The 12,097-nt window shown below is 71.3% G+C and carries 11 protein-coding genes; 9 read left to right on the top strand and 2 right to left on the bottom strand.

The features are described 5' to 3' along the window. Positions 1-29: 29 nt before the first annotated feature. The 4 genes from BMY74_RS19605 (at position 30) to BMY74_RS19590 (ending at position 3,548) form a co-directional block, all read left to right on the top strand. Entirely contained in the window at positions 30-665 is a 636-nt protein-coding gene (locus BMY74_RS19605) for a GTP cyclohydrolase II (protein WP_089917975.1), read from the top strand. A 17-nt stretch (positions 666-682) separates the two neighbouring features. Next, the gene (locus tag BMY74_RS19600; protein WP_089917974.1) at positions 683-1,270 is read left to right on the top strand and encodes a nitroreductase family protein; all 588 of its coding nucleotides are present in this window, start codon (positions 683-685) and stop codon (positions 1,268-1,270) included. Positions 1,271-1,317: 47 nt separating this feature from the next. After that, positions 1,318-1,794, top strand: coding sequence for a MarR family winged helix-turn-helix transcriptional regulator (locus BMY74_RS19595; protein ID WP_218159675.1), 477 nt, complete (start codon positions 1,318-1,320; stop codon positions 1,792-1,794). Positions 1,795-1,952: 158 nt separating this feature from the next. After that, positions 1,953-3,548 carry a glycoside hydrolase family 64 protein gene (locus BMY74_RS19590; protein WP_089917973.1) on the top strand — a complete coding sequence of 532 codons (1,596 nt, stop codon included), beginning with the start codon at positions 1,953-1,955 and terminating at the stop codon, positions 3,546-3,548. Positions 3,549-3,800: 252 nt separating this feature from the next. On the opposite strand, the gene BMY74_RS19585 is transcribed toward BMY74_RS19590, so the two are convergent. Continuing rightward, positions 3,801-4,664, bottom strand: a complete 864-nt coding sequence (locus BMY74_RS19585; protein WP_245786243.1) for an SDR family oxidoreductase — start codon at positions 4,662-4,664, stop codon at positions 3,801-3,803. An 81-nt stretch (positions 4,665-4,745) separates the two neighbouring features. Between BMY74_RS19585 and BMY74_RS19580 the strand changes: the two genes are divergently transcribed. The 5 genes from BMY74_RS19580 (at position 4,746) to BMY74_RS19560 (ending at position 10,877) form a co-directional block, all read left to right on the top strand. Beyond that, positions 4,746-5,324 carry a TetR/AcrR family transcriptional regulator gene (locus BMY74_RS19580; RefSeq protein ID WP_089917971.1) on the top strand — a complete coding sequence of 193 codons (579 nt, stop codon included), beginning with the start codon at positions 4,746-4,748 and terminating at the stop codon, positions 5,322-5,324. A 74-nt stretch (positions 5,325-5,398) separates the two neighbouring features. After that, entirely contained in the window at positions 5,399-7,642 is a 2,244-nt protein-coding gene (locus BMY74_RS19575) for a glycoside hydrolase domain-containing protein (RefSeq protein WP_342717459.1), read from the top strand. After that, positions 7,639-8,916: a glycosyltransferase gene (locus BMY74_RS19570; protein WP_089917968.1), complete on the top strand. Its 1,278-nt coding sequence runs from the start codon at positions 7,639-7,641 to the stop codon at positions 8,914-8,916. Before BMY74_RS19575 ends, BMY74_RS19570 begins: the two co-directional genes overlap by 4 nt. A gap of 168 nt (positions 8,917-9,084) precedes the next feature. After that, positions 9,085-9,795, top strand: a complete 711-nt coding sequence (locus BMY74_RS19565) for a ThuA domain-containing protein (RefSeq protein WP_089918291.1) — start codon at positions 9,085-9,087, stop codon at positions 9,793-9,795. Beyond that, positions 9,765-10,877: a Gfo/Idh/MocA family protein gene (locus BMY74_RS19560; RefSeq protein WP_089917967.1), complete on the top strand. Its 1,113-nt coding sequence runs from the start codon at positions 9,765-9,767 to the stop codon at positions 10,875-10,877. The genes BMY74_RS19565 and BMY74_RS19560 overlap by 31 nt, the downstream gene beginning before the upstream one ends. A gap of 130 nt (positions 10,878-11,007) precedes the next feature. On the opposite strand, the gene BMY74_RS19555 is transcribed toward BMY74_RS19560, so the two are convergent. Next, the gene (locus BMY74_RS19555) at positions 11,008-12,027 is read right to left on the bottom strand and encodes a LacI family DNA-binding transcriptional regulator (protein ID WP_089917965.1); all 1,020 of its coding nucleotides are present in this window, start codon (positions 12,025-12,027) and stop codon (positions 11,008-11,010) included. Positions 12,028-12,097 lie beyond the last annotated feature (70 nt).

The raw sequence follows: 12,097 nt of genomic DNA, 5'->3' as shown, positions 1-12,097 counted from the left end.
GTGAAATCTCAACAAGCTGGAGGCCTGGGATGGACACGGCGATCAGGCCGGCGGAGGTCCGCACGCGGGTGACGGTGCCCCTGCGGTTCCCGGACGGGTACGCCACCACGGCGGAGGTCTTCACCTTCACCGGGCTCGCGGACGGCCGCGAGCACCTCGCGCTCGCGCTGGGGGAGTGGCGGGCCGCGCTCGCCGGCGACGGTGCGCCGCTCGTGCGCCCGCACAGCGAGTGCCTCACCGGCGACGTGTTCGGCTCCGAGCGCTGCGACTGCGGGCCGCAGCTCCGCGAGGCGGTCGAGCGCATCGCCGCCGAGGGCGGCTTCCTGCTGTACCTGCGCCAGGAGGGCCGGGGCATCGGGCTGTACGCCAAGCTCGACGCCTACGCCCTGCAGGACGCGGGCCTCGACACCTACGAGGCGAATCTCGCGCTCGGCCGCGGGGAGGACGAGCGCGACTACTCGGCCGCCGCGCAGATGCTGCGGGCGCTGGGAGCGGACCGGATCCGCCTGCTCAGCAACAACCCCGACAAGGCGCTGCAGCTCGACGCGCTCGGCATCCAGGTCGTCGGCCGCGTTCCGACCGGGGTGCACCTCACCGAGGCGAACGCCGCCTACCTGTCCGCGAAGGTCTCGCACACCCACCACACCCTCGCCCTCCCGGCGTGACTCCACAGAGGACCGAAATGCTGCTCGACTCCGCAGAGAAGAAGAACGCCGCCACCGACGTGCCGGTGCACCCGTTGCTGTCGGCGCGGTGGAGCTCCCGCGCGTTCGACCCCGCCCACGAGCTCGGCGACGACCAGCTGACGGCGTTGCTGGAGGCGGCCCGGTGGGCGCCGAGCGCCTCGAACACGCAGCCGTGGCGGTTCGCCGTGGCCCGCCGCGGCACCGCGGAGCACGGTGCGGTGCTCGGCACCCTGGCCGGCGGCAACCAGGTCTGGGCGCGTGACGCGTCCGCACTGGTCGTCGTCGCGGCCAGGACGACGGGCACCGACGGTGCCGCACAGCCGTGGGCCGTCTACGACGCGGGCCAGGCCGTGGCCCACCTGTCCGTGCAGGCGCAGGCGGAAGGCCTTGCGGTGCACCAGATGGGCGGGTTCGACCGCGACGGGCTCACGTCCGTGCTCCCGGGCGACGTGACGCCACTCGTGGTCGTCGCCGTCGGCCTGCGCGACGAACCGACGCGTCTCGCCGAAAGCCTCGCCGAGCGCGAAACCGCGGCGCGGGTGCGCCTGCCGCTCGACGCCCTGCTGCTCACCGTCCAGGCGTGAGCGCGCTTCCGCTGTCCGTCCGGCCCGCGGGAGGGGAGAATGGCGCCGTGACCGACGTTCGACCCGCCGCCGCGGAGCCGCGGTGGCTGACCGCCGCCGAGATGTCCACCTGGCTGACCATCACGCAGTTCATGATGTTGCTGCCCACCGCGCTGGACAGGCAGCTCCGCGACGACGCCGGCCTCACGCACGCCCACTACCGGATCCTCGCGATGCTCAGCGCCGAGGACGACGGCAGCATGCGCATGACGCAGCTCGCCCGCAAGACGGGCACCACGACGACGAGGCTCTCGCACGCGGTGTCCGCATTGGAGGAACGCGGCTGGGTGCGGCGCCGCGCCTGCGCCACGGACAAGCGCGGTCTGGTCGCGGGTCTCACCGCCGAGGGCCACGAGTTCCTGCGCGAGGCCGCGCCCGGCCACCTCGCCGAGGTCCGCAGGCTCGTCTTCGACCACCTGACCGAGGACGACGTCGCGCGCCTGGGGGAGATCACGGCGAAGCTCCTCCCGGCGCTGACCGACTGAGGTCCCGCACCCCCACCGGGTTGCCCGTTCGGGCGCGGCGTCGTCGCGCCCGGTATTGACAGCGATCGCATCGGCGACTGACCATGGAAGCGCTCTCATAACCGGTCTGGACCATTACTCGGACCGGACGGTGGAGCATTCCCTGCACAAGGAGCCAGATGCGCACTCGAACGAAGTGGTTGAGCGCGCTCGCCGCAGTGGCGGCGACCGCGTCCGCGGTTATCGCGATGAACCCGGCACAGGCGATCGGTCCTGACCTGCTGCCGCTCAACGTCACCAACAACAGCGGCCGTTCGGAGGCCGTGCACCTGTACGTGCTGGGCACGGACATCCGCAACGGGCGTCTGGGGTACGTCAACCAGGCGGGGGCGTTCACGCCGTGGTCGCCGGGCGGCAACCCGCCCACGCCCGCGCCGGACGTGTCGATCGCGGGTCCCGGCCAGGGCGGCACGACCACCCTGCGCGTGCCGCGGTTCATCTCGGGCCGGGTGTACATGTCGTTCGGGGAGAAGCTGAAGTTCTTCCTGACGCCGGACGGCCTGGTGCAGCCGGCGCCGTGGGCTGGTGGCGACCCGAACAGCGGCATCCTGTTCGACTGGAGCGAGTTCACCTACAACGACGCCGGGCTGTGGCTCAACAGCTCCCAGGTGGACATGTTCGCGGTGCCGCACGCGGTCACCGTGACGGGCGCCAGTGGCGTCACGAAGAAGACCGGTGAGCTGAAGTCCGGCGGCCGTGACGCGGTGATCAACGGCATCCGCGGCCAGGCCGGTTGGGGCGGGTCGATCATGTCCCGTTCGGACGGCACGGTGCTGCGCGTCCTCGCTCCGGGCAAGGCGGCGGACGTCGGCAACTTCGACCGCAACTACCTCGACCCGTACATCACGCAGGCGTGGAACTCCTACACGGGCAGGACTTTGACCGTGCAGCCGTTCGGCGACCGTCCGGACGTGAAGTACTTCGGCCGCACGTCGGGCAACACGATGAACTTCACGAACTCCGCCGGTCAGCAGGTGGCGTCGTTCGCGAAGCCGTCCACGGCCAACGTGTGGGGTTGCGACGGCGCGTTGCAGGCGCCCAACGACCAGGTGGTCGGCCCGATCGCCCGCACCCTGTGCGCCGCGCTGCACCGCACCACGCTGGACCGCATCACCACCCAGCCGGGCGGTGGCCCGGCGGACTTCTACCAGGGCGCGATCACCAACCACTACTCCCGGCTGGTGCACCAGAACATGGTGGACGGCAAGGCGTACGGGTTCGCGTTCGACGACGTGCAGGCCCAGGAGTCCCTGGTGCACGACGGAGACCCGCGCTCGGCGGGGATCGTCCTGACCCCGTTCAGCGGTGGCTCGACGCCTCCGCCGACCGGCAGCTCCAGCAGCATCGTCAGCGACTGGCACGGCAAGTGCATCGACGTGCCGAACTGGAACTTCGCCGACGGCCAGCGCCTGATCGTGTGGAACTGCACGGGGGGCACGAACCAGAGGTTCGAGTGGGTCAACGGCACGCTGCGCACCGAGAACAACAAGTGCGTGGACGTGGCGTGGGGTTCGACGGCCAACGGCGCGGCCGTGCAGATCGCGACCTGCTCGGGCAACCCGGCCCAGCAGTTCGTGCTGTCCGGTGCCGGTGACCTGGTGAACCCGCAGGCGAACAAGTGCGTGGACATCGCCGAGTGGAACCCGAACAACGACGCCGTCCTGCACATGTGGGACTGCGTCGGCGGCGCCAACCAGAAGTGGCACCGCGGCTGATCTCGCGGTCGACGCCCGCCTCGCGCCTGACGGTGCGAGGCGGGCGTTTCGCCGTCCAGGCGGGCCGCCGGCTCTGCTCGACGATCAGACCCGCCAGGCGCAGCCGCGCGCGGCGTCAGGGTGGGACACGAAGGCCTCCGGACATGTGAAGCGGTTCCTGGACAGCTCCACTTCACATCCAGAGGCCTTCACCTGTCTTCGCGACAGGCTGTCAGGCGCCCCAACCGGGGACAACATCCCTGGGCATCACGTCTAGGCGGGGAAGTGCGGCCGGAGGTTGGCGCCGAGAAGCCGGTCGAGCACGCGATCGGGCAGGAACCGGGCGAGGCACAGCAACATGCCGGCGTCGCGCCCGATGGTGTACCGGATGCGGGGCCGGCGGTCGGTCACGGTCTTGGCGATGCGCTCCGCCGCGTGCGCGGACGTCACCCCGGCCTTGGTGAAGGCGGCGACGTGCGACGGCAGCGCCCGCAGCAGAGGCCGGTAGAGGTCCTCCTGCTCCGGCGTCAGCTCGTCGGCCGCCGCGTGCAGGGCCGACGTACCGCGCGCGGCCATGTCGGTCTGCACGCCACCGGGTTCGACGATCACGACCGGCACACCCTGGGGAGCCAGCTCCTGGCGCAGCGCGTCGCTGACCGCCTCCAGCGCGAACTTGGTGCCCGCGTAGGGCCCGTAGCCCGCCATGGAGATCTTGCCGTTCATCGAGCTGATGTTCACGACACGGCCTTTGCCGCGGCGCAACGCGGGCAGCAGGGCCTGGGTGACGGCGATGTGGCCGAAGAGGTTCACCTCGAAGAGGTGCCGCCACTGGCTGAGCGGCGTGGCCTCGACCGGCCCGGCGCCGGGCACGCCCGCGTTGTTGACCAGCGCGTGCAACGGCCGGCTCAGCGGGTCGCCGTCCACGCGCGCGACCAGTGCCGCGACGTGGTCCGGCTTCGTGATGTCGAGGACCACCGGCTCGACGCCCCCGGACCGGACGGCCTCGCCGTCGCTCTCCCGGCGAACACCGGCCAGCACGTGGAAACCCTGCCGCGCGAGCTCTCGCGCGGTCGCCGCGCCCATCCCGGTGGACGCACCGGTCACGACGACGAGCCGATTCTTGGATGACGTTGTCACCTCACCGAGGGTGCCTCTTTGAGATGACATTGTCAACACTTTGGGATGACCCTGTCATCACACCTCGCTAAGCTGGGCGGCATGACCAGTCGTGCGGAGTCCGCGGCCGCCACCCGTCGTGCGCTGCTCGACGCGGCCGGCGAACTGCTCGACCTGGGTGGCCCGGAGGCGGTGACCCTGCGCGAGGTCGGTGGCCGCGTCGGCATGACCCGCGGCGCCCCCTACCGGCACTTCGCCGACAAGGAGGCGCTGCTGATCGCCGTCGGCACCCAGGCGTGGGAGCGGCTCGCGGACACCGTCCGGACCCTCCGCTCCGACCCGGCGATCCCGCCGGCGGACAAGCTGCGCGGCGCGCTCATCGCCCTCGTGGACATCGGCCGCCGCCGGCCCCACCTCTTCCGGCTGATGTTCACCGACCTGCCGAGCGACCCGACCGCGCTGTACCGCGCCGCCCAGCCCAGCCACGACGACTTCGTGGCCATCCTCCTGGACCTGGTCGGCGAGCGGAACGCGCAGCGCTACGGCGCCCTGCTGATCGCGAGCGTGACCGGCATCGCCGGGATGGAGGTCGCCGACCACCTCAAGGGCGAGAAGTGGAACACCTCCGCGGAGGAGCTCGTCGACACCCTGGTGACGCTGATCGCCAACGCGGAGAAGTAGGCGCGACACGTCGGCCGGCCCCGGCCACATGTTCATATTGCTGAAACCAACGTGACGCCCGCGCGACCTACTGTCTGCTCATCCTCGACGAAATAGATCCCTTCATCGGTACGGCTGCCACCTCACTGCCCGCGGCGCAGGGGCTGGCGGCCACCTGGTGGTGGCCGAAAGCGCAGATCGGCAACACCCACCCCGGCGCGACGTCCCCGCTCGGCATGGTGTCCGCGTGCGCCTACTCCGGTGCCTACCCGACCGGGTACGGCCTCTACGCGAAGAACACCGAGGGGCAGCCGGAAGAGCTGTTCGAGCAGCTGCAGGCGTCCGGTTTCACCCACTTCCAGCAGTCCGGCACCGGCGCGATCCGCAAGTACTACAACTACGTGCGGGTGACCCCGATGGTGCAGCCGCTGGACGTCCTCGGCCAGGCCTGGCCGCTGCACGACGAGACCGCGGAGGCCGGCTACTACGCGGCCACCCTCGACACCGGCATCCGGTGCGAGGTCACGGTCGGCGCCAAGGTCGCCGTCCACCGGTACGTCTTCCCCGAGCACCGCAGCGCACGCGTCGTCGTCGACCTGTCGTGCGGCGGACTGGCCATCGACCTCGGTCGCACGGTGCCGTTGCGGGCGCACGTGGAGAGCCTCGGCAACGGCCGTGCCCAGGGAACCGTGGTCGTCGAAGGCGTGCCGCTGTCGGTGTACATCAGGGTCGACAGCCCCGGTTGGCGGCAGATGCTCTGGCACGACCGCCGGCTGATCGAGGGCGGCACCCGGCTCGACTTCGACCGCATCCGGCAGACCACGCTGCGCCCGTTCGGGATGCTCTACATGGGCCCCACCACCGCCGGGCAGGCCGTCGAGATCCAGATCGGGTTCTCCCTGCGCGGGTGCGAGCAGGCCAGGGAGAACCTGTACCGCGAATGCGGGGACAGGACTGCCTCGTTCGACGTCGTCCGGGCCCAGACCGAGGACCGGTGGCGCGACCACGTGGGCCGGGTGGAGGTCGAGGGCGGCTCACCCGCGAGGCGGCAGGTGTTCGCGACGGCCCTGTACCACTCCCTGATCAAACCGTGCTTCGCCGACGACGAGAGCCCGTTCTGGCCGTCCTCCGGGCCGTTCGTGTTCGACATCTGCACGATGTGGGACATCTACAAGACCCAGCTGCCGTTGCTCATGGCCCTCTTCCCCGACAAGGCGGTCGACCTCCTCGAGTCGCTGATCCGGGTCTGCGAGGAGGAGGGCAACTTCCCGATCGGCTACCGGATGGCCCGCGGTGCGGACAGGTTCTTCCGGCAGGCGAGCGCACTGGTCCACACCGCGCTCGCCGACGTGCACGCCCTCGGCCTCGGCGACCTCGACTGGACCTGGGCGCTGGTGCACATGTACGACGACCTGCGCCGCATGTACGGCGAGGACTTCTACGAGCACGGCGTCGTGCACCCGATCTCGCACACGCTCGACCTCGCCTACGCAGCCCACTGCACGGCGGGCGTCGCCCGCAGCCTGAACGACGTCCAGCTCGCCGGCGACCTCGACGCGCGGAGCCGCCTGTGGTCCAACGCGTTCGACCCGGACACCGGCCTGCTCGTCGACTCGTCGTTCTACGAGGGCGGCAAGTGGAACTACTCGTTCCGGCTGCTGCACGACATGGCCGCGCGCATCGCGATGGTCGGCGGGAACGACGCCTTCGTCAGCACGCTCGACGCGTTCTTCGGCTACGGCGCCCCGCGGGTGGCGCAGCCCGGCAAGCGGCCCGGCTCGGCGGAGATGGCGGCCGGCTACCTGCTGAACCGGTTCGAGGGCCTCAACAACGAGCCGGACATGGAAGCGCCGTGGTCCTACCACTACGCGGCGCGGCCGGACCGGACGGCCGAGATCGTGCACGCGGCACTGACCTGGCAGTTCGGCACCGGTCGCGGCGGACTGCCCGGCAACGACGACTCGGGCGGGCTGAGCTCCTGGTACGTGTGGGCCTCGCTCGGCCTGTTCCCGGTCGCCGGCCAGAACCTGTTCCTCGTCAACGCGCCCGCCTTCGGCCACGCCACCCTGCACCTCGGGGACCGCGACTTCGTCGTCGAGACGCGCGGGCACCGCGAGACCTCCATCAGCTCCGACGGGCTGGAGGAGAACCCGCCACCGCAGTACGTGCAGTCCGCCCGGCTCAACGGCAGACCACTGGACGCGGCGCACCTGCGCGCCACCGACGTCCACGCCGGCGGCCGGCTGGTGCTCGAACTCGGCCCGCAGCCCTCGGAATGGGGACGCAAGATCCTGCCGCCATCGGTGTCCGACCCGCTCGGAAAGGGGGCTCGCACATGAGCAGGCCGAACCGCCGTCTCGTCATCGTCGTCCGGGCCGACCCGGTCATCTGCGGTCACTCGGGAGAGGCCCGCAACCTGGCGGAGGTCGCGCTCACCCGCGGCTTCGACGACGTCCGGCTGCTGACCTGGCCGATACCCGTGCTCCAGGCGGCGGGTCTGCCGCTCAAGCCGCTGGACGGGATCCTGCCCTACAGCGAGGGCATCACCGTGGAGCGGCCCGAGCCGGTCGGCGACTACCGGGTGCCCGACGGCCGGTTCCAGGCCGGGCTGACGGGACGCCTGGTCGAACTGCTCGCCGAGCAGGTCCCGACCACGTGCGTGTCGATGTACCTCGCTCCGCACGACGCCGTGGTGCGCGACGCCGTCGACGCGGCCCGCGCGGCCGGCTACGCACCGGACGTCCACACCATCGCGAAGGCGGTCGGCTCGGACGTGACCAACGTGATCCGCTCGTGCCTGCGCGAGGGGCGGTTCGGCGCGGCCGTGGTCCTGTTCACCCGGTTCCTCGCCAACGACGAGGTGATCGCGGTGTCGGAGTACACCAAGCAGGAGATCATCGCCTGCGCGGAGGCCGTCGACGCGCACTGCGGCACCCGGTTCGCCCGCCAGTGCGCGCGCCGGATCACGGTCAGCTACCCGCCGATCGACACCTCGGCGTACCTCGACCTCGACCCGGCGGTCGTGGACGCCGCCCTGCGGCGACGCGGCCTGGAACGCGACGGGTACGTGCTGTTCCTGTCGCGCGTGACCAGGGCCAAGGGGATCTACGACCTCGTGGACGCGTTCGCCAGGAGTCAGGCGCGGTCACGGCTCAAGCTCGTGGTCGCCGGCAACGGCCCCGAACTCGAGCACCTCCGCGAGATCACCCGGGACGACGACCGGATCGTCTTCCTCACCGACGTGGAGGACGAGGAGAAGCCGCTGCTGATGAACGGCTGCGCCGTGTACGCGCTGCCGACCAAGCCCGAACCGGACTTCGTCGAGACCTTCGGCATCGCGCTGACCGAGAAGATGCTCGCGGGCGGCGGGCCGGTGATCACGACCACCACCGGGGGCGTCGGCGAGGCGGTCGGCGGGACGGCCGTCTTCGTCGAGGCGGGGAACGCCGCCGACATCGCCGCCGCGATCGACCGGGTCGTGCTCGACATGTCGGCCGGCGAACGGCAGCTCATGGCGGACAAGGCCCGCGAGCACGCCCTGTCCTTCGACCGCGTCCGCGTGTTCGACGGCCTCTTCGCCACGTCCGATCCGGCTGTCGCCCTGACGGGGTGAACGCGGGCGGGTTCGCGGCCTGTCGTGTCCACAGTGGACTGACTCGCGCGCCTCTGCTCGCCGGCTCCGGCGTGGTGCGGGACTGGAGATCACCCCGAACCCGACCTTGACCAAGTGGTGCCGAACGCGGCAATGTGCTGTGCGGAAAGCGGTTCCCAGGGGGTGGTCGTGGCACGGCCGAACGCGTTGGTGGTCCGCGGTGGGTGGGAAGGCCACCACCCGGTGGAGGCCACCGAGTTGTTCATCCCCTACCTGGAGCACAACGGCTACGCCGTGCGGGTCGAGGAGTCGACCGAGGTGTACGCCGACGCCGCCGAGATGGCGCGCACGGACCTCGTCGTGCAGTGCGTGACGATGTCGGAGATCACCACCGGCCAGCTGGCGGGACTGCGCGCGGCGGTCGAGGCCGGTACCGGTCTCACCGGCTGGCACGGGGGCATCGCGGACTCGTTCCGCGCGTCGTCGGACTACCTGCACCTGGTGGGCGGCCAGTTCGTCACGCATCCGGGCAAGGAACCGTGCGAACGCACGGGCGGGCAGGAGGACAACTACCTGCCGCACACCGTGACCATCACCGCGCTGGGCCGGGAGCACCCGATCACCGCGGGCGTCGAGGACTTCGAGCTCGTCACCGAGCAGTACTGGGTGCTGCACGACGACCTGGTCGACGTGCTGGCCACCACGACCCACCCGACCCGGCCGTGGCACCCGTGGCACCGGCCGGTCACCTGCCCGGCGATCTGGACCCGCAGGTGGGGTGCCGGGCGAATCGTGGTGACGACGCCGGGCCACAGCCTGGACGTGCTGGCGCATCCCGGTGTCCGCACCGTCATCACGAGGGGGATGTCGTGGGCGACCCGCACCGCGTCGGCGTCGTAGGTCTCGGGTTCATCTCCCGCGCCTACCTGACCACGCTCCACGGCCACCCGGCGGTGCGCGTCACCGCGGTCGCCGACCTCGACACCGCCCGGTCGAGCGCGGTCGCGGCCGAGTTCCCCGGCACCGAGGCGGTCAGCGTCGAGCGCCTGCTCGGCGGGGCTGAGGTCGACACGGTCCTCAACCTCACCGTTCCCGCGGCCCACGCCGACATCTCCCTCCGCGCGGTCGACGCCGGCAAGAACGTGTTCGTCGAGAAGCCGCTCGCCGTCACGTTCCCGGACGGACGGGAGGTCGTCGAGCGGGCCGCCGCGGCCGGTGTCCTGGTCGGCTGCGCACCGGACACCGTTCTCGGCACGGGCACGCAGACCGCGCGGGCGGCGATCGACAGCGGGCTCGTCGGCCGCCCGCTCTCCGCCTCGGCCACGATGGTCACGCCGGGCCACGAACGCTGGCACCCCGATCCGGACTTCTACTACATCGCAGGCGGCGGTCCGTTGCTGGACATGGGGCCGTACTACATCACCGCGCTGATCCACCTGCTCGGCCCGGTCCGCGCGGTGATCGGCGCCGCCGGCCGCCTGCGCACCGAGCGAGTCATCGGTTCCGGTGCGCGCGCGGGCAGTCGAATCCCGGTCGAGGTCGACACCCACGTCTCCGGCGTGCTCGAACACGCCAACGGCGCGCTCTCGACCATCACGACGAGTTTCGACGGCGTGGCCACCACCGCCGCGCCGATCGAGGTGCACGGCGAACTCGGCACGCTCGCGGTCCCCGACCCGAACCACTTCGACGGCGACACCCGCCTCTTCCCGCTCGGCGGCACCGGGTGGCGCACCCTTCCGCCGAGCGCGGGCTACACGGGCGCGGCACGGGGAGTCGGCCTGCTCGACCTCGTCACTGCCGGAGGGCAACGGGCCCCGCGCGCCGGTGGCGAGCTCGCGCTGCACGTGCTCGAGACGATGACCGCCGTGCTCCGGGCGGCGGACGAGGGGCGGCGGGTGGAGCTGACCACCACGGTGGAGCGGCCGTCGCCGGTGCCCCTCACACCCGTGCAGGAAGTGGTTCCGCAGCCCTTCGCCTGATCACGCGCGACCCGGCTTTCGCCCGTCAGGTCGTGCGGATCCTCGGGTCGGCCCGCGGTGTCGGGTGGAGCCACCACCGACCGGTCAGGGCCGCCGTGCCCGGCGACACGGGCGCCGACCTGGTCCCCGGTCAGCGCGGTGGTGCCGTCGAGTTGCGGGTCACCAGCCGCACGTCCAGCACCAGCGGCTCGGCCGGGCGGTCGCCGCCGTCGACGAGGGCGAGCAGGCGGTCGACGGCGTGGGTGGCCTTGCCGACGATGTCCTGGGCGATGGTGGTCAGCTTCGGCGTGATGTAGGCGCTGAGGTCGAGGTCGTCGAAGCCGACCACCGACACCTGGCCGGGGACGTCGACGCCCGCCTCGAGCATGCCCTCGATGATGCCGATCGCCAGGATGTCGGCGGTGGCGAACACGGCGGTCGCGTCCGGGTGGGTGTCGAGCCAGCGCCTGCCGAGCGCGACGCCGTTGTCGTGCGTGGTGTTGAGAGTCTCGACAGGACAGTCTGCCGTGGACAGTCCGGCTTCCTCGAAGGCCTTCTGGAAGCCCAGAAAGCGTTCGTGGACGACACCGACGTCGGTGAACGACGGGCCGGCGAACACGATCCTGCGGTGCCCCAGGGACAGCAGGTGCTCGGCGGCGAGGCGGGCGCCGGTGAAGTCGTCGGAACGCACGCCCGTGGTGAGCGGGTTGGCGGAGTAGCTGTCGATCGCGAGGACCGGGGTGGCGCCGGTGACCTGGCGGCGCAGGCCCGCGATCTCCTCGTCCAGGAAGCCCAGCAGCACGGCGCCGTCGAGGCTCCACGAGCGCAGCGCCTCGCCGATCTCGGACGTGTCGGCCACCCCGCGCAACAGCAGGTGGTAGCCGCGCTTGCGGAGCCTGCGCTCGATCTGGCCGATGATCGCGATGTTGTGCGGGCTGATCGCCAGGCTGTCCTCGTCGGCCGCGGGCACCAGCAGGCCGACCAGGCGGGACTGGTTGGCGGCGAGGCTGCGTGCCGACGCGCTGGGCACGTAGCCGCGTTCGTCGATGATCCGGCGCACGCGCTCGATGGTCTCGGTGGAGACCCGCGCGCTCTTGCCGTTGATCACGTTGGACACGGTCATCACGCTGACGCCCGCCGCCTCCGCGATGTCCTTCAAGGTGACCCGCAAGAGCTGCCCCTCCGAATTCCGTCGTTGACACCTTCCGTGCCGGAGGCTAGCTTTCCACATCACGCAGATA

Origin of the sequence: Lentzea albida (assembly GCF_900111005.1) — a bacterium.
GTDB classification, from domain to species: Bacteria; Actinomycetota; Actinomycetes; order Mycobacteriales; family Pseudonocardiaceae; genus Lentzea; species Lentzea albida.
The sequence above is the reverse complement of the archived record's forward strand: the minus strand, read 5'-3'. Positions and strand labels throughout refer to the sequence as shown.